The 16,429-nt window shown below is 73.3% G+C and carries 15 protein-coding genes; 4 read left to right on the top strand and 11 right to left on the bottom strand.

Going from position 1 to position 16,429, the window contains the following annotated elements; genetic code table 11:
- Positions 1–34 precede the first annotated feature (34 nt).
- Positions 35–1,414 carry a peptidase C39 family protein gene (locus ACGFZF_RS22755; RefSeq protein WP_393556710.1) on the bottom strand — a complete coding sequence of 460 codons (1,380 nt, stop codon included), beginning with the start codon at positions 1,412–1,414 and terminating at the stop codon, positions 35–37.
- A gap of 309 nt (positions 1,415–1,723) precedes the next feature.
- Here ACGFZF_RS22755 and ACGFZF_RS22750 point away from each other — a divergent pair, with 309 nt between their 5' ends.
- Both ACGFZF_RS22750 and ACGFZF_RS22745 read left to right on the top strand, forming a co-directional pair.
- On the top strand, positions 1,724–2,350 hold the full coding sequence (locus tag ACGFZF_RS22750; RefSeq protein WP_393556708.1) for a uridine kinase: 627 nt from the start codon (positions 1,724–1,726) through the stop codon (positions 2,348–2,350).
- 363 nt (positions 2,351–2,713) lie between these two features.
- Complete coding sequence (locus ACGFZF_RS22745; RefSeq protein WP_393556706.1) at positions 2,714–4,609, top strand: AAA family ATPase; 1,896 nt, start codon at positions 2,714–2,716, stop codon at positions 4,607–4,609.
- A 72-nt stretch (positions 4,610–4,681) separates the two neighbouring features.
- Here the strand turns inward: ACGFZF_RS22745 and ACGFZF_RS22740 are convergent, their stop codons facing one another.
- Positions 4,682–7,318 (bottom strand): hypothetical protein, encoded by a 2,637-nt coding sequence (locus ACGFZF_RS22740; protein ID WP_393556704.1) that lies wholly within the window; start codon positions 7,316–7,318, stop codon positions 4,682–4,684.
- 81 nt (positions 7,319–7,399) lie between these two features.
- On the opposite strand from ACGFZF_RS22740, the gene ACGFZF_RS22735 reads away from it, so the two are divergent.
- Positions 7,400–7,597 (top strand): hypothetical protein, encoded by a 198-nt coding sequence (locus tag ACGFZF_RS22735; RefSeq protein ID WP_393556702.1) that lies wholly within the window; start codon positions 7,400–7,402, stop codon positions 7,595–7,597.
- A 109-nt stretch (positions 7,598–7,706) separates the two neighbouring features.
- Here ACGFZF_RS22735 and ACGFZF_RS22730 read toward each other — a convergent pair whose 3' ends face one another.
- Positions 7,707–8,459 (bottom strand): helix-turn-helix domain-containing protein, encoded by a 753-nt coding sequence (locus tag ACGFZF_RS22730; protein ID WP_393556700.1) that lies wholly within the window; start codon positions 8,457–8,459, stop codon positions 7,707–7,709.
- Between the two features lie 234 nt (positions 8,460–8,693).
- On the opposite strand from ACGFZF_RS22730, the gene ACGFZF_RS22725 reads away from it, so the two are divergent.
- Positions 8,694–9,359, top strand: a complete 666-nt coding sequence (locus ACGFZF_RS22725; RefSeq protein WP_393556698.1) for a DUF4097 family beta strand repeat-containing protein — start codon at positions 8,694–8,696, stop codon at positions 9,357–9,359.
- A gap of 118 nt (positions 9,360–9,477) precedes the next feature.
- Here the strand turns inward: ACGFZF_RS22725 and ACGFZF_RS22720 are convergent, their stop codons facing one another.
- The 8 genes from ACGFZF_RS22720 to ACGFZF_RS22685 all read right to left on the bottom strand — a co-directional run bounded on the left by ACGFZF_RS22720 (position 9,478) and on the right by ACGFZF_RS22685 (position 16,386).
- Complete coding sequence (locus ACGFZF_RS22720; RefSeq protein WP_393556696.1) at positions 9,478–10,644, bottom strand: hemolysin family protein; 1,167 nt, start codon at positions 10,642–10,644, stop codon at positions 9,478–9,480.
- Positions 10,641–11,984 (bottom strand): hemolysin family protein, encoded by a 1,344-nt coding sequence (locus ACGFZF_RS22715; RefSeq protein ID WP_393556694.1) that lies wholly within the window; start codon positions 11,982–11,984, stop codon positions 10,641–10,643. The genes ACGFZF_RS22720 and ACGFZF_RS22715 overlap by 4 nt, the downstream gene beginning before the upstream one ends.
- Positions 11,985–12,192: 208 nt before the next feature.
- Entirely contained in the window at positions 12,193–12,645 is a 453-nt protein-coding gene (locus tag ACGFZF_RS22710; protein WP_393556692.1) for a PH domain-containing protein, read from the bottom strand.
- Positions 12,646–12,694: 49 nt separating this feature from the next.
- A complete protein-coding gene (hisG, locus tag ACGFZF_RS22705) occupies positions 12,695–13,543 on the bottom strand; it encodes an ATP phosphoribosyltransferase (protein ID WP_147977059.1) in 849 nt (282 codons plus the stop codon).
- 64 nt (positions 13,544–13,607) lie between these two features.
- The gene (locus ACGFZF_RS22700; RefSeq protein WP_147977060.1) at positions 13,608–13,880 is read right to left on the bottom strand and encodes a phosphoribosyl-ATP diphosphatase; all 273 of its coding nucleotides are present in this window, start codon (positions 13,878–13,880) and stop codon (positions 13,608–13,610) included.
- Between the two features lie 67 nt (positions 13,881–13,947).
- Positions 13,948–14,433 (bottom strand): 6,7-dimethyl-8-ribityllumazine synthase, encoded by a 486-nt coding sequence (gene ribH, locus ACGFZF_RS22695; RefSeq protein WP_147977061.1) that lies wholly within the window; start codon positions 14,431–14,433, stop codon positions 13,948–13,950.
- 88 nt (positions 14,434–14,521) lie between these two features.
- On the bottom strand, positions 14,522–15,799 hold the full coding sequence (locus tag ACGFZF_RS22690) for a bifunctional 3,4-dihydroxy-2-butanone-4-phosphate synthase/GTP cyclohydrolase II (protein ID WP_393556688.1): 1,278 nt from the start codon (positions 15,797–15,799) through the stop codon (positions 14,522–14,524).
- Positions 15,796–16,386, bottom strand: coding sequence for a nicotinamide riboside transporter PnuC (locus ACGFZF_RS22685; RefSeq protein WP_393556771.1), 591 nt, complete (start codon positions 16,384–16,386; stop codon positions 15,796–15,798). Before ACGFZF_RS22685 ends, ACGFZF_RS22690 begins: the two co-directional genes overlap by 4 nt.
- Positions 16,387–16,429 lie beyond the last annotated feature (43 nt).

Below are 16,429 nucleotides of genomic sequence, written 5' to 3'. Positions count from 1 at the left end.
ACGTTCCTCACGGCACCGCGGCCGCCCGCACGCGTCAGCGGACGCCGACGGCCGCCAATGCCTTGCGCTGGGCGGGCGTCGGCCGGTCCGGGAAGTAGAGGTAGCAGACACCCCCTGTGCCGGAGACCACTTTGCCGCTCGCGTTGTACCGCTTCGTCCGCAGCCAGATGTTCTCCCACTCGCGGCGCCGGTAGACCCGGCGCACGGCCTCGTTGCCGGGCGAGGCCGGGTCGTTGGCGATCACGTCGCCCTCCGCGGTGAAGCCGATCACGGTCATCAGGTGACCGGAGGTGCCGTACCCGGCCCCGGTCAGCTCCTCCTTGCGGAAGGACTGCGACGTTATGGCCGGGATGCCCGCCCGGACCAGGGTCTCCAGGTCGGTCAGCGAGCCGAGGCGGGTGACGACCGCGTTCATGTCCTGGTAGGTGGCCGCGTAGGCCGCGTTGAAGGGCCAGTTCCCGCAGCCCTCGTACTGGTAGTCGAAGGTGAAGCGCGCCGCGTGGCACACCTGGGGGTCGCCGAAGGCCGGGTCGACCCAGGCGAGCGCCTCGGGGCCGGGCCGGCGCCCCCAGTACTCGATGATCATCTGCGAGGAGGTCGGGCTGCACCACGCCTCGCCGCCGTTGTCGTACTCGGGGTACTGGCCGACGTGGACGTTCTGCGAGTAGCGCGGGACGGTCAGCTCGCGGGCGAGGCCGGGCGCCGAGGCCGGGACCTCGAACCGGTCGGGGATGTCGGAGGCCATCGCGCCCAGCCGCCAGACCGTCGGCGTCAGGTCGGTGCCCGGGGTGCGGTACAGCGTCAGGCGCAGCCGGTAGGAGACCAGGCGCAGCCCGCTCGACGCGTCGTCGACGGAGAAGGTGTCGGTCCAGATCGAGCTGCGGCCGTCGCTCTGGTCGTCGACGGAGGTACGCCGGATGTCGGTGTCACCCGCGGCCCAGCGGCCCATCACGAACCAGGGCGTGGCGGTCCCGTCGTGGTAGGTGCCGGACAGTTCGATCTGGATCCAGGTGCCGGCCGGGGTGTCGGCGTTCCAGGAGGCGATGACCTCGGTGGCCGGGACGCGGGAGGTGTGCACCGGGGAGGTCCAGCTCGCGTACTCCCAGGTGGAGGTCGTCCCGGTGTGCGGGTCGGCGTAGTCGGTGCGGCCGGCCGGCGTGCCGATGACGAGGCCCGGGCGGTGGCCCGCGATCGCCCGGGTGCCGTGGGAGCCGCCGCAGCGCCAGTCGGTGTAGGAGGTCCAGAAGCGGTTGTCCACGAGGCGGGGCGCGGCGGGGTCGGCCGCCGGGTCCACGGCGGACTCCGCGGCGGCCCGGTCCGTGGCGGCTGCCGGCGGCGCGGTGGCCGCGGCGGTGCCCGCGGCGGCCGCGAGGGCGGCGGCGAGGACGGTTCTGCGCGGGGTGGAGCTGGTCATGGGCGGTGACCCCCAGTCGGAGAACGGCAGAGGCGGGCGGGTACCACGAACGCCCCGGGCGGCGCGATGCGCCGAGGGAGGAGCGGCCGGGACCTGTCGGGCGGGCGGGTGCGTGGGTGCACGGGGGCGCTGGGCGCGTTCGTGCGGTGCGGTGCGTGCCGGGCGGGGACCACTATCGCGGTTCCCGGCGGGCTTCTGCCAGCGATTCGGCCCGCGTCGCCGGACCAATATTGGTCTCGACCACTGGCACTCGTACGCGGCTGACCTGCGGCGACCGCCGCAGAGGGACGGTCACCTACCCTTGCCTCCATGAACCACCTCGACCGCGCCGCCGACGCGCTGCGCCGCCTGCCGCCGTCCTGCGGGCCGGTACGGCTGGTCGCGGTCGACGGTCACGCCGGCTCGGGGAAGTCCACCTTCGCCGGCCGGCTCGCCCACCTGCTGGCCGCCCCGGTCCTCCATCTCGACGACCTCGCCACCCACGCGGAGCTGTTCGCGTGGACGGGGCGGATGCGGGAGCAGGTGATCGGCCCGCTCTCCCGGGGCGAGGCCGCGCGCTACCACCCGTACGACTGGAATCTCCGGGTCTTCGGGCCGCCTCGCGCCCTCCCCCCGGCGCCGGTCGTCCTCGTCGAGGGCGTCGGTGCGGGCCGGCGGACGCTGCGCCCGCACCTGGCGGCGCTGCTGTGGATGGAGCGGGACGCCGGGGAGTCGTGGGCACGCGGCCGGCGGCGCGACGGACCGGCCCAGTCCGCCTTCTGGGACGGCTGGACGGTGGCCGAGTCGCGCCATTTCGCGGCCGACCCCTCGCGCCCCTTCGCCGACGCCCTGATACGTGAGTGCCAGGAGGGATACGAGTGGCTTCCAGGGCCCGCTGTGGCACCACACTCGGACCTCCTCGTCACCCACCGTGATCGTTCGCTGCCACCTCACTGACGGGCCGGAACTCGACGCCCGCAAGTGCCTCAACTCTGCTTGACCCAAGGGCCGTACAGGTCTTACGTTCTCAATGTGCGGCTTTACGGAGCCGCCGCGGACGCGAAGCCCCCGGTTGTTCCCCCGTGATCGGGGGCTTCGTTCTGCCCCGATCCGCCCCTTCTCCGCGCCGCCGCGAACCCCGATGCTCACCCAGGGTTATCGCCGCCGGATCATGCACTTCTCCTTCGTCGCGCCCCCTCTGCGCAGGTACGATGCCCTCGGTGCGGTCAAATCCCGTCCGTGGGAACGCGGTTGTGTACGGAGTCCGGCGGGCGCCCGCCCCCCGGGACAACTACGGGGACACGTTTTGTGGGGGACCCGATGGACATCGGCACGCAGGGCGGACATGCCCCGGCCGAGCTCGCCTGGCTGCGGGGAGTCGACGCCTACACGATGGGCGCCTATCCGCAGGCCGAGGAGGAGTTCCGGACCGCGGTACGCATCGACCCCGGCATGGCGGACGGCTGGCTCGGTCTGCACGCGCTCCGGGTGGACACCACGACGGCGCTGCTGCGGATGTACCGCAACCGCGACCGCTTCGGCGAGCAGCGCGCCCGGCACCGCCGGACCCTGAACTCCTGGTACTGGCTGGGCTGGTGGGTCCAGCCCGTCCTCGAGAGCACCCGCGACCTGCTGCTCGCGCACGCCTCGCACTGGCTCGACGGACGCCATGTGCCGGAGCTCGACCGGGCGTTGGCCGGACTGCCGCCGATCGACACCGACCCGCAGGTCCGCTTCCTGCACGCCTGCCGGTCGTACCTGGTCAAGGACTGGGACCAGCTGGTCCGGCACACCGAGCCCCTGGTGAACGACCCGCTGCTGGGCATCGAGTCCGGCCTCTTCGGCGGGATGGCCCGGGTCCGGCTGGAGATGTACGGGCAGGCCGAACCGCTGCTCTCGGCGGCCCTGATGCGCTGCCGCAGCGAGCAGCCCCAGCGCAAGGAACTGCGGTACTGGCTGGCCCGGGCGCACGAGGGCACCGGGCGCAGTGCCGCCGCACTCCCCCTCTACCGGGCGGTGCACCGGATCGATCCGGCCTTCATGGACACGGCGGCCCGGCTCGCGGCGATCGCCGAGTACGACGGCTTCGGGCCGGACGAGACCGCCGGGCTCGCCGCCGTCACCCTGGGCGGACTCGGCCAGGACACCGTCGAGGCGGCGCAGGGCGACGCCGAGGGGCCCGCCTCCGACGGACTGCGCCTGGGCCCGGACCCGGCGCCTCCGGCAGCCTCGGGCACATCCCCCGAGCCCCCGGACTCCGTACGGCAGAAGGCGGTGCTCCCGGTCCAGCCCGCGCCGCCGCGCTTCCCCGCCAGCCCCACGGACCCGGTCCTGCTGGCCGAGGCGCTGGCCGAGCTGGAGCGCATGGTCGGGATGGAGCCGGTGAAACGGCAGGTCAAGGCGCTTTCGGCGCAGCTGGAGATGGCCCGGTTACGGGCGGGGCAGGGACTGCCCGTCCAGCCGCCGAAACGGCACTTCGTCTTCTCCGGCCCCTCCGGCACCGGGAAGACCACCGTGGCCCGGATCCTGGGCCGGGTCTTCTACGCACTCGGCCTGCTCGGCGGCGATCATCTGGTGGAGGCCCAACGGGCCGATCTGGTGGGCGAGTTCCTCGGGCAGACCGCGGTCAAGGCGAACGAGCTGATCGACTCGGCGATCGGCGGAGTCCTCTTCGTGGACGAGGCGTACTCGCTGTCCAACACCGGCTACAGCAAGGGCGACGCCTACGGCGACGAGGCCCTCCAGGTCCTCCTCAAGCGCGCCGAGGACAACCGCGACCACCTGGTGGTGATCCTGGCCGGCTACCCGGAGGGGATGGACCGGCTGCTCGCCACCAATCCGGGACTCTCCTCACGCTTCACCACGCGGGTGGACTTCCCCTCCTACCGGCCGCTCGAACTCACCGCGATCGGCGAGGTGCTGGCGGCGGCGAACGGCGACCGCTGGGACGAGGAGGCGCTGGACGAGCTCCGCTCGATCAGCGGGCACGTCGTCGACCAGGGCTGGATCGACGAGCTGGGCAACGGCCGCTTCCTGCGCACCCTGTACGAGAAGTCCTGCGCGTACCGCGATCTGCGGCTCGCCGGCTACCCCGGCACGCCCACCCGGGACGATCTGGCCACGCTGCGGCTCGCCGACCTCATGCAGGCGTACGGGGAGGTCCTGTCGGGGCGGGGACCGTCCGCCCGGGGCCGGCAGGATCCGACGGGGCCCTGACGGCGGGCCGGGGCGGGCCGGAGCGGGCCCGGGCGGGGCTCCGGCGCTTTCCGGTGCCGCACCCCGGACCTGTCAGGCGCTCGTCGCGGACCAGGGTGCGGTGGGCGTCCCCTCGGGATCCAGCCCGTGGGGCCAGAGATCCCTGCGGATCTTCCCCCAGAAGTCGCCGACGGCGCCGTCACCGGTGTCCACCGCCCGGCGGGCCAGGGTCGCCGCCTCCTCCCGGTCCCCGGCCCGCGCACGCATCAGGGCCAGGTGGCTGAGGGCGCCGTAGTCGCCGGCGGCGGCGGCCTCGTGGAGGGCTCCTTCCACGCGTTCCGGGCTCCTGTGCCAGGTGTCGAAGAGCGCGACGAGATCCCTGGTGTGGCCGGCGAGCACGGCCTCGCGAGCGAGGGCGTCGGCACCCTGGTGGTCCCCGGCCTTCTCCCGCATCCCGGCCAGGAGGACGTACACGTACGTGTGCCCCGCTCGTGCGGCTCGGTGGGCCACGGCCTCCGCGCCCGTCCGGTCACCGGCCTCCTCCCGGGTCTCCGTCAGACGGAGAAGCGCGTGCCGGCCGGCACGGAACGCGAGCTCCTCGGCGCCCTCCCGGTCCCCGGCGCGCTCGCGTATCAGAGCCAGGTGCCCGACGGCGGTGAGGTCGCCCGCGGCGGCGGCGCGCTGGAGAAGTTCCTCGGCTCCCTTCCGGTCCCCGGCCCGCTCACGCAGCTCGCCCAGGGTGCACATGGCGTGCGGGTCTCCCGCTTCCGCGGACTCCCGGATGACGGCTTCGGCGCCCTCCTGGTCCCCGGCCCGAAAGCGCACACGGGCCAGGTATGCGGGGGCATTGCTCCGGTCGCCCAGGGCTGCCGCCTCCAGGAACAGCGGTTCGGCACTCTCCCTGCCTCCGGTCTTCGCCCGCACGCGGGCGAGGAGGAGGAGTGGGCGGACGTTCCCGGCCTCGGCTGCGCGGCGGGCCTCGGCTTCCGCGCCCTCCTCGTCGCCGGCCGCCTCCCGTCTCAGCATCAGATCCACACGGGCCATGGCCGATCCGGACCGTACGGCTGCGCCGAGCAGGGCCTCGGCGCCTCCCGCGTCGCCGTCGCGCGCGCGGATCGTGGCCAGTTCGACCAGGGCTTCGGCCCGGCCCCCTCCGGCGGCCCGGCGGGCCAGTGCCTCGGCCGCCGTGTGATCCCCCGCCTCCGCGCACGCCTGCGCCAGGCGGACGAGGGCGGAGGCGCTGCCGCGCTCGGCTGCCGAGCGGCTGAGGTGGTGCGCCCACTGGAGGCGGTGACGGGCCCCGGCCGCCTGGGCGAGGCGGTCGAGCTCGTCGGGGTGGCTGAGGTGGGCGTGGGTGGCGTGCCAGAAGGACGCGGGGGGACAGAGCGGCCGCCGGACGCTGCGGCCGTGCTGCTCCAGGTAGTCGGCGAGCCGGTACACGGATCCCGCCGGCGGGCTGGACCCGGCGCCGGGGTCCACGGCGGCGCCCGGGGGACGGAGGCGGGGGCGGACGGGGACCCGCCGCAGGGGTGCCTGCCTTCCGTGGACGTGCCGGCCGAGTTCGGCGTAGGCGGCGTCGTCCCAGCCCTCCGCGAGAAGGTCGTCGTCGCTGTCCGCGAGGTAGTCGAGGGCGGCCTCGGTGAGGAAGGCACGGGGAAGATGCAGGCCGACGCCGAGGCGGCGGGCGTCCATCGCGGCCTCCAGCAGCGCGCGGGCGGCCGGGGTGCCGTGCTCGAAGGCGTCGAGGAGTTCCGGAGCGCCCGCGAGGTCCTGGGTGAGTTCCCCGGTGTCGGAGACTCGGACGAGGGCGTCGCTCAACAGCCGGTCGCCCGCCTCGGCCAGGGCATGGGCGTCGCTCAACGCCTGCGCGTCGAAGCGGGGCGGCACGGTGACCGTACGGCCGGCCAGGAGTTCACGGGCCCGGGTGTGCGGATCCGGCCCTCCGGGCGTGGGCGCCGCCCGGTACGCACGCTCGTACACCGGCCACAGGGTGGCCAGCACGAGGACCGGCGCGCGTTCGGGGTCGGTGAGCACGGTGTGGATCGAAGCGGCGATCTCCTCGCCGAGCCGGGTGTCGCCCAGATAGTGCTGGGCCTCGTTCAGCCACACCACCGTCCGTGGGCGGAGCCGGTGCACGGCGTCGAGGGCGGCCGCCGCCCTGGTCGGGTCGAAGGGATGCCACAACCGCCACCCGTGCGCGGCGAGAGGCTGGACCGCCTCCCAGCACGCCCGTGTCTTCCCCGTCGAGGACGTACCGACCAGGACCGCCATCCGGCTGTGTCCCCCGATCGCGTCCTGGACCACCCGGTCCAGCGCCGCGTCGTGCGCCCGGCGGACGTAGCCCGGCAGCGCGCACCGCTCCCGGTCCGGCCCCGCCGGGTGGACCTCCAGCGCGTGGGGATCGCAGTCGCCGATCGGCATACCCGGCCCGGGCTCCTCCCGGACGTCCTCCCCGGCCGCGGCGCGGCGCAGCGCCAGCAGCTCGTCGGCGGGCAGCCTCAGCACGCGGGCCAGGGCGGCGACGGTCTCGGCCGACGGCACCTCGCGGAACGCCTTCCACACCGTCGTGCGGCCGCGCTCCGCCCGGACGACGAGCTGGTCCAAGGTCAGCCGGCTGCGGGCCCGCCCGTCCTCGAGTCGTTCGTGCAGTTCCCGCAACGCCGCGCTCCGCGCCGTCCGTTCGTCCCCGCGCACCTGACCGTCCCCCGAGCCGTGTTCACCTTCGTCCATCTTCGTTCCGGTGAACCCCGGCGAACGCCGATTCCGGAAAGTTCGGTCACGTCCACACCCACCCGATACGGGGAGATCGCCGTGACCACCTTCGTCGCCCTGCTCGCCGCCGCACTCGTCGTCGTCATCGCCCTGCTGGCCGGCGCGGGCGCGGGGAAGCTCGCGCGCATCGAGGGCGCCGGCTACCCCGCCGCCCTCCGGCAGGCGGCCTGCGCGTTCGCGGCCGTGCTCACCCTCGCCGCCGCGGTGACCGCGGCGCTGGCCGCATGGCGCGGCTGAGCAGGGGCGGCCGCGCCGAACGCGCCGTGCTTCCGAGACCACACGGAGGGGAGCAGGGCCGCCCCGTCCGCCGCGGGGCGCACGGTCCGGGGCCGGGTCCCCGCAGGGCTCAGGCCCCGGCGGGATCCGCGGGGGCGTCGTCCGGGGCCGGGACGGGCTTGGTGTGGAGGACCTCGCGGGCCTGCTCGGCGGCCCGGGTGATGCTCTCGCTGATGAAGTCGAGGAAGCGGGCGATGTTCTCCAGCCGGTTGGCGGCAGGGGTCTGGGGGCCGAGTACGGCGACGCCCAGCCGTGCTGTCTTCACGAGCTCGTCGTTGGCCCGGGCGCTGGCGATGGTCGCCTGGAAGAAGAGTTCGTCGTCGACGACGTAGCGGTCGCGACGCCGTTCGTCGCGCTCCCGGCGGACGAGGCTCTGGCTCTCCAGGAAGGCGATCGCCTTGGAGATCGACGCCGGGCTGACCTGGAGCTTCTGGGTGAGCTCGGAGGCGGTGAGGCTGCCCGCGTCGGCGGTGAACAGGCTCGTCAGCACCCGCGCCGCCATCTTGGGCACGCCCGAGCTCATGAGGACGGTGGTGAGCGTCTCCTCGTACTCCGCCACGGCCTCGGCCTCGCGTCCGTGCGGCAGGGGGGCCGACTCCGGCCCTCGGGCGGGCGCGGACCGGCGACGGTGGGCGCGCCGCTCGGTGGCGCGGTGGGCCAGGTCGGAGCGGTAGCCGGTGGGGCCGCCGTTGCGCATGACCTCACGCGTGATCGTCGAGGTCGGACGATCGAGACGTCTCGCGATCTCGGCGTAGGGAAGGCTGTCCGCCAGCCCCAGCGCGATCTGCTGACGTTCCTGCTGAGTGAGCCTGCCTCCCGGCATCGCGGTCTCCCTGGTGCTCGTTCGTGGTGTCGCCTGGACCCACTATAGCGTTCACTTCTCACTCATTGCAATGATCGACCCTGTTGCGTTGCATTACGAGCAGAGCCGTTGCAACAGAATCCTTGCCTCTAGCTGGCGTTATCCGGATTCTACGCAACGAGCATGTTGCCAAGAACTAGAAAGCAACGTAGCTTTTCCAATGTCAGAAACAACGAGCGAGCACAGGAGAGCACGATGCAGAAGTTCGACACCACCGCCCCGATCTCCGCCGTCCTGGACATCCCCGCCGGCCGGGTCCGCATCGTCGCCGACGACCGCGCCGACACCACCGTCGAGGTCCTGCCCGCCGACCCCTCCAAGAGCGCCGACGTCACGAGCGCCGAGCGGACCACCATCGCCTACGCCGACGGAGTCCTGCGGATCCACACCCCCGCCTCCGAGAAGCGGCTCGTCGGTGCCACCGGATCCCTGGAGGTCACCGTCCGGCTGCCCGCCGGCTCCCGCGTCGAGGCCAAGGCCGCCGCGGCGGAGCTCCACGGCGTCGGCCGCCTCGGCGACGTCGCCTTCGAGGGCGCGTACCGCCGGATCAGGATCGACGAGGCCGCGAGCGTCCGCCTCACCGCGGTCGACGGCGACGTCGAGGTCGGCCGGCTGGGCGGCCCCTCCGAGATCACCACCTCGCGCGGCGACATCCGGATCGCCGAGGCCGTCGGCGGCACGGTCGTGCTCCGCACCGAGTCCGGCGACATCACGGTGGCCGCCGCCGCGGGCGTCTCGGCCGCGCTGGACGCCGGCACCGGCTACGGCCGCGTCGCCAACGCCCTCAAGAGCGACGGCACCGCCGCGCTCGACATCCGCGCGACGACCTCCCACGGCGACATCACCGCGCGCAGCCTCTGAGGACGGTCCGGCCGGGGCCCGTGCGACCGGAAAGCCGTCGGTCGTCACGAGAGCCCCGGCGGCCCGTTCGCCGGCCCGCGCCCGTCGGGCCCTCGGCCGGCGACGGCACCCTCCGGGGTCAGCCGGTCAGCACCTCGGCCTCGGAGGGCGCACCGTCCGCGGTCGACAGCCCTGCCGGCGGCCGCCCTCGGGCATCCTCCGCGCGCCGTGCCGACCGCTCCGGGCGCTGGACCCCCACGGGCCGCACCGCGACCAGCGGATCCTCGCGGTGCGCGGGGTCGCGGACCTCGCCCACCAGCATCTCCAGGACGTCCTCCAGAGCCACCAGGCCCAGCACCCGGCCCGAGACATCGACGACCCGGGCGAGGTGGGTGGCGGCGCGGCGCATCACCGTCAGGGCGTCGTCGAGCGGCAGCTCGGCCCGTACGGTCGCCATCGGGCGCCAGACGTGCTGGGGCACCGCCCGCTCCCGGTCCTCCAGGTCGAGGACGTCCTTGACGTGCACGAAGCCCATGTAGCCGCCGCGTCCGCCGGCGCACACCGGGAACCGCGAGTAGCCCGTGCGGACGGTGAGCTCCTCGATCTCCCGCGGAGTGACGGACGGCGGGACCGTGACCAGCTCCGCCGGGGCGATCAGGACGTCGGTCACCGGGCGGCTGCCCAGTTCCAGGGCGTCCTCCAGCCGCTCCTGCTCCACCGGGCCGATCAGTCCGGCCAGGCCCGCGTCCTCGACCAGACGCCCGAGTTGGGCACTGGTGAACACCGCCTCCACCTCGTCCTTCGGCTCGACCTTGAAGGCGCGCAGCACGAGGCGGGCGCAGGCGCCCAGGGCGGCGGTCACCGGCCGGCACAGCCGGGCGAAGCCCACCAGCCCCGGCCCCAGCCACAACGCGGTCCGCTCCGGGGCCGCCATCGCGAGGTTCTTCGGCACCATCTCGCCGATGACGAGGTGCAGGAAGACCACCGCCGCGAGCGCGACGACGTACCCGAGCGGATGGATCAGGCCGTCCGGCACCCGCAGCGCGTGGAAGACGGGTTCGAGCAGCCGGGCCACGGTCGGCTCGGCCACCGCGCCCAGGGTCAGCGAGCACACGGTGATGCCGAACTGGGCCGCCGCCATCATCTGCGGCAGGTTCTCCAGACCGTGCAGCACCTGGCGGGCCCGCTTCCCCCCGAGGGGTTCGATCTGACTGCGGCGTACGGAGACGAGCGCGAACTCGGCGCCCACGAAGAAGCCGTTGGCGACCACCAGCAGGGCCGCGAACAGCAGTTGGAGCAGACTCATCGCACCGCCTCCGGCACGAGGGGCTGATCGGCCGTCCGGACGATCCGCACCCGCTCGGCGCGGAACCGGTCGACCTGCCGCACCGACAGCCGCCAGCCGGGGAGTTCGGCGCGGTCCCCGGGGGCGGGGATCCGGCCCAGGAGGTCGGCGACGAGCCCGGCGACCGTCTCGTACGGGCCGTCGGGCACGTCGAGCCCTATCCGGTGCAGGGTGTGCACCCGGCAGGAGCCGTCCGCCTCCCAGGCGGGGTTGCCGTCCTCGCCGGCGGCCACGACGGCCAGTTCCGGCCGCTCGTCGGCGGCGGCGTCGTGCTCGTCGCGGACCTCGCCGACGAGCTCCTCCACGATGTCCTCCAGGGTGACGACCCCGGCCGTGCCGCCGTACTCGTCGACGACGACGGCGATCGGCTGCTCCCGCCGCAGCCGCTCCAGGAGCGCCTGGGCCGGCAGGGTCTCGGGCACCAGCAGCGGGGCGACGGCGATCCGGCCCACGGGCGTGCGCAGCCGCTCGTGCGGGGGCACGGCGAGCGCGTCCTTGAGGTGGACCATGCCGACGATCTCGTCGATGCGCTCGCGGTAGACCGGGAAGCGGGACAGACCGGTGGCGCGGGTGAGGTTGACGACGTCGGCCGCGGTGGCGTCCGACTGCAGCGCGCTGACCTTCACGCGCGGGGTCATCACGTGCTGGGCGGTGAGGCCGCCCAGCGTGAGCGTGCGGACGAACAGGTCGGCGGTGTCCTGTTCGAGGGTGCCGGCCAGCGCCGAGTGGCGGGCGAGGGAGACCAGCTCGCCGGGGGTGCGTACGGAGTCGAGCTCCTCCGCGGGCTCGACGCCCAGGAGCCGGACGAGCCGGTTGGCGACCCTGTTGAGCAGCGCGATCACCGGCCGGAAGGCGGCGGAGAAGACGTGCTGCGGGCCGGCCACGAAGCGGGCCACCTGGAGGGGTCGGGAGACCGCCCAGTTCTTGGGGACGAGCTCGCCGATCACCATCTGGACGGCGGAGGCGAGCAGCATGCCGATCACCACCGAGATCCCGGAGACGGCGCCCTCGGGCAGTCCGGTGGCGGTCAGGGGGCCGTCGAGGAGGCCGGCCAGCGCGGGCTCGGCGAGCATGCCGACGACGAGGGAGGTGATCGTGATGCCCAGCTGGGTGCCGGAGAGCTGGAAGGACAGCTCGCGCAGCGCCTTGACCACCGTACGGGCTCGTCGGTCGCCGTCGGCGGCGGCCCGTTCGGCCTCGGCCCGTTCGACGGTGACGAGGCCGAACTCGGCGGCCACGAAGAAGCCGTTGGCCAGGATCAGGAGGAGGGCTGCGGCGAGCAGCAGGAGAGGGATGATCATGCCGCCGCCTCCATGGAGGGGGCGGCGCAGGTACTACCGGACGATCCGTCCATTGCTGGAGGGAGTCACTCCTCGGGTCGCAGGGTGGCCTCGCGGGCCGCGGCAGCGGCCCTGCACGCGCGAGGCGGTGGCGCCGCTCGGCACCACCGCCTCCAGAGTAGTCACGCCGACCGCCGCCTGGGCAGGGGGTCGGCCCCGTATGGGGGACTCAGCGCGTGTCCGGCCCGGTGCCGTGGCTGTCGGCCAGGGCGCGCAGCGCCCGGGCGTCGCGGATGGCCTGCTCCTTGGCGATGCCGGGCTGGATGCCGAGGGCCGGCATGCTGGTGCCGTCGCTCAGGTCCAGGAAGACCCAGGGGTCGCCGGGCCGGAGGTTGACCCGCAGGATCTCGGCCCAGGCCAGCCGGCGGGTCCGGGTGATGTTGACGACCGTGACGCCGTGGTCGTCCGCGACGACCTTGGGACGGCTGAGCATCGCGAGGACCCCGAGGAACAGCGCCGCGGTGAGGATGAAGCTGGCCCGCTCGCCCGGCCCGAGCTTCTCCAGCATCAGCGCCACGGCGGTGATGACGGCGAACATCGCCGCGCCGACGGTCAGCAGGACCGCCCGGGTGCGGCCCGGCCGGAAGGTGACCGGGAGGGCGGGCAGGGTGGGGTCGGACATCGCTCGGTTCCTTCGCGCCGTGTTGCCTGGGGTCTGCCTGCGGCGCCGGTCAGAGGCGGCAGGCGTGGATGGCGGTCGTCAGGATGGCCCGGGCCCCGAGCTCGTACAGGTCGTCCATGATCCGCTGCGCCTCCTTGGCCGGGACCATGGCACGCACGGCGACCCAGCCCTCGTTGTGCAGGGGCGAGATCGTGGGCGACTCCAGGCCCGGGGTGAGGGCGACCGCCTGCTCCAGGTGCTCGGCGCGGCAGTCGTAGTCCATCATCACGTACGAGCGGGCGACCAGGACGCCCTGCAGGCGGCGCAGGAACTGCTGGACCTGCGGGTGGTCCTCGTCGGCGCCTTCGCGGCGGATGACGACGGCCTCGGACCGGAGGATCGGCTCGCCGATGACCTCCAGGCCGGCGTTGCGCAGGGAGGTGCCCGTCTCGACGACGTCCGCGATGATCTGGGCGACGCCCAGCTGGATCGCGGTCTCGACGGCGCCGTCGAGGTGCACGACGGAGGCGTCGATCCCCTGGTCGGCGAGGTGCTTGGCGACGATGCCCTCGTAGGAGGTGGCGATCGTCATCCCGCCGAAGTCCTCCGGGCCCTGGGCGGTGCCGGGCCGGGTGGCGTAGCGGAAAGTGGAGCGGCCGAAGTTCAGCGGGAGGATCTCGGCCGCGTTCGCGCCGGAGTCCAGGAGCAGGTCGCGGCCGGTGATGCCGATGTCGAGCTTGCCGGAGGCGACGTAGATCGCGATGTCCTTCGGCCGGAGGTAGAAGAACTCGACCTCGTTCTCCGGGTCGATGACGACGAGCTCCTTGGACTCCTTGCGCTGGCGGTAGCCGGCCTCATGGAGCATGGCCGACGCAGGTCCGGAGAGGGAACCCTTGTTGGGGACGGCGATGCGCAGCATGAGGTGGGCTTCCTTTTCTGGGAGTTGCCTGGAGGTGGTGCGGTGGGCGTCGGGGCCGGACCCGTCAGAGGTGGGCGTAGACGTCGTCGAGCGAGATCCCGCGGGCGACCATCATCACCTGGACGTGGTACAGCAGCTGCGAGATCTCCTCTGCGGCGGCTTCCTTGCCCTCGTACTCGGCGGCCATCCAGACCTCGGCGGCCTCCTCGACGACCTTCTTGCCGATGGCATGGACTCCCTTGTCCACCAGTTCCGCGGTGCGGGAGGTGGCCGGGTCGCCGTTCTCGGCCTTGTGCTTGAGCTCGGCGAAGAGCTCTTCGAAGGTTTTGTTCGCCATGATGGTCCTAAGAGTACGGGGTGCTACCGAGCGGGCGCGCAGTGCCTCCGCCGGGTGGTGGGCGGGCTCAGCGCCAGGGTTCGCTGACCGTGCGCAGCGTCGTCGCGGTGGCGACGGCGGCGGTGACGGCCTCGTGGCCCTTGTCCTCGTTCGAACCCTCGAGGCCGGCCCGGTCCAGGGCCTGCTCCTCGGTGTCGCAGGTCAGGACGCCGAAGCCGACGGGTACGCCGGTGTCGATCGAGACCTGGGTGAGGCCGTTGGTCACGCCCTGGCACACGTACTCGAAGTGCGGGGTTCCGCCACGGATGACGACGCCGAGCGCGACGATGGCATCGTAGCCGCGACCGGCGAGTACCTTCGCCACCACGGGCAGCTCGAAGCTGCCGGGGACGCGCAGCAGGGTCGGCTCGTCGATGCCGAGCTCGCTCAGGGCGCGCAGGGCGCCGTCGACGAGGCCGTCCATGATCTTCTCGTGCCACTGCGCCGCGATGACCGCGACCCGGAGGTCGCTGCAGTTCTTCACGCTGAGGACGGGTGCGCCCTTGCCGCTCATGTCTCTCCCTGCTCGGTTTCTCTGTGCCTGGTGTGCTGTTCGGTGGGTACTGCGCGCGGAGTGGTCTCCGCGGTTGGGGCGGGGTGGGCTACTGGTTGCCGCAGGTGGACGCCGGGCCGGCCTCCAGCCAGGGCAGGTCGTGCCCCATCCGGTCCCGCTTGGTGCGCAGGTACCGGAGGTTGTGCTCGCCCGCCTGGACCGGCATGGGCTCGCGGCCCTCGACGTTCAGGCCGTACCGGGTGAGGGCGGCGATCTTGTCGGGGTTGTTGGTCATCAGCCGGAGGCTGCGGACACCGAGGTCGCCGAGGATCTGCGCACCGGCCGCGTAGTCGCGGGCGTCGGCGGGCAGGCCCAGCTCCAGGTTGGCGTCGAGGGTGTCGCGGCCCCGCTCCTGGAGCTCGTAGGCCCGCAGCTTGGAGAGCAGGCCGATGCCGCGGCCCTCGTGACCGCGCAGGTAGACGACGACGCCGCGGCCCGCCTCCGTGATCCGGTCCATGGAGGCCTCCAGCTGGGGGCCGCAGTCGCAGCGCAGCGAGTGGAAGATGTCGCCGGTCAGGCACTCGGAGTGGACCCGGACCAGGACGTCCTCCCCGTCGCCGATCTCGCCGTGGACGAGGGCGACGTGCTCGACGCCGTCGACGGTGGAGCGGTAGCCGTACGCGGTGAACTCGCCGTGCGCGGTGGGCAGCTGGACCTCGGCCTCGCGGCGGACCGTCGGCTCGGAGGAGCGGCGGTAGGCGATGAGGTCCTCGATCGAGATGATCGTCAGGCCGTGCTTGCGGGCGAACGGGACCAGTTCGGGCAGGCGCAGCATGACGCCGTCCTCGCCGGCGATCTCGACGATGGCGCCGGCCGGGCGCAGGCCCGCGAGCCGGGCGAGGTCGACCGCGGCCTCGGTGTGGCCGTTGCGGGCCAGCACGCCGCCGGGCTTGGCGCGCAGCGGGAAGATGTGGCCGGGCCGGACGAAGTCGGACGCCTCGTGGGTGCCGCTCGCCAGCATGCGCAGGGTGGTGGCGCGGTCGGCGGCGGAGATGCCGGTGGTGACGCCGTGGGCGGTGGACGCGTCGACGGAGACGGTGAAGGCCGTGCGCATCGACTCGGTGTTGTGCTCGACCATCTGCGGGAGCTCGAGGCGCTCCAGCTCGTCGCCCTCCATGGGGGCGCAGATCAGGCCGCGGCACTCGCTCATCATGAAGGCGACGACCTCGGGGGTGGCCTTCTCGGCCGCGATGACGAGGTCGCCCTCGTTCTCGCGGTCCTCGTCGTCGACGACGACGACGGGGCGGCCCGCGGCGATGTCGCGGACGGCCTGCTCAACGGGGTCCAGGGACAGGTCGGTGGCGTCCCAGAGCGGAAGCGCGCTCATGCCGTGGCTCCTTCCAGAGCGGAGGTCGTGCGCGTCCGGAGCCACCAGTCGCGCATGCCCCAGATGACGAGGGCGAAGTAGATGACGTAGACCAGGCCGGAGAAGGCCAGGCCGCTGTTGAAGGCGAGGGGCACGCCGACCAGGTCGACCAGGAGCCAGGCGAACCAGAACTCGACCAGGCCGCGGGCCTGGGCGACCATCGCGACGAGGGTGCCGACGAAGATGTACGCGTCGGCCCAGGGGCTCCAGGAGAGCGACGGGTAGAGGGTGAACAGACCGCCGACGGCGAGGGTGCCGAGGGCCGCGCCCGCCAGGAGCAGTCCGCGTTCCTTCCAGGTGGCGAAGCGGACGGCGATGGAGCCGTCCTGGGCCTGCTGCCTGCCCCGGTTCCACTGCCACCAGCCCCAGGCGGCGACGCCGATGACCAGGAGCTGCTTGCCGACGCCGCCGCTGAGGTGGGCGGAGGCGTAGGCGCCGACCAGGATCACGCCGGAGAGCAGCTGGGCGGGCCAGGTGAGGATGGAGCGGCGCCAGCCGAGCGCGAGGGCGATCAGACCGATCGTGTTGCCGATCATGTCGGACCACATGATGTGCTGGTCGAGGACGGTGAACGCCTCGGAGTTGAGCCAG

The sequence above is a fragment of the Streptomyces sp. NPDC048338 genome, assembly GCF_043201055.1.
Taxonomy (GTDB): Bacteria; Actinomycetota; Actinomycetes; order Streptomycetales; family Streptomycetaceae; genus Streptomyces.
This window is presented reverse-complemented; position numbering and strand designations above follow the sequence as displayed.

Coding starts and splice junctions, on each gene's coding strand:
- ACGFZF_RS22685 (WP_393556771.1), bottom strand. CDS start 16,386: ATGTGGTCCGACATGATCGGCAACACGATCGGTCTGATCGCCCTCGCG.
- ACGFZF_RS22750 (WP_393556708.1), top strand. CDS start 1,724: ATGAACCACCTCGACCGCGCCGCCGACGCGCTGCGCCGCCTGCCGCCG.
- ribH (WP_147977061.1), bottom strand. CDS start 14,433: ATGAGCGGCAAGGGCGCACCCGTCCTCAGCGTGAAGAACTGCAGCGAC.
- ACGFZF_RS22700 (WP_147977060.1), bottom strand. CDS start 13,880: ATGGCGAACAAAACCTTCGAAGAGCTCTTCGCCGAGCTCAAGCACAAG.
- ACGFZF_RS22745 (WP_393556706.1), top strand. CDS start 2,714: ATGGACATCGGCACGCAGGGCGGACATGCCCCGGCCGAGCTCGCCTGG.
- ACGFZF_RS22720 (WP_393556696.1), bottom strand. CDS start 10,644: ATGAGTCTGCTCCAACTGCTGTTCGCGGCCCTGCTGGTGGTCGCCAAC.
- ACGFZF_RS22725 (WP_393556698.1), top strand. CDS start 8,694: ATGCAGAAGTTCGACACCACCGCCCCGATCTCCGCCGTCCTGGACATC.
- ACGFZF_RS22730 (WP_393556700.1), bottom strand. CDS start 8,459: ATGCCGGGAGGCAGGCTCACTCAGCAGGAACGTCAGCAGATCGCGCTG.
- ACGFZF_RS22715 (WP_393556694.1), bottom strand. CDS start 11,984: ATGATCATCCCTCTCCTGCTGCTCGCCGCAGCCCTCCTCCTGATCCTG.
- ACGFZF_RS22755 (WP_393556710.1), bottom strand. CDS start 1,414: ATGACCAGCTCCACCCCGCGCAGAACCGTCCTCGCCGCCGCCCTCGCG.
- ACGFZF_RS22740 (WP_393556704.1), bottom strand. CDS start 7,318: ATGGACGAAGGTGAACACGGCTCGGGGGACGGTCAGGTGCGCGGGGAC.
- ACGFZF_RS22690 (WP_393556688.1), bottom strand. CDS start 15,799: ATGAGCGCGCTTCCGCTCTGGGACGCCACCGACCTGTCCCTGGACCCC.
- ACGFZF_RS22710 (WP_393556692.1), bottom strand. CDS start 12,645: ATGTCCGACCCCACCCTGCCCGCCCTCCCGGTCACCTTCCGGCCGGGC.
- hisG (WP_147977059.1), bottom strand. CDS start 13,543: ATGCTGCGCATCGCCGTCCCCAACAAGGGTTCCCTCTCCGGACCTGCG.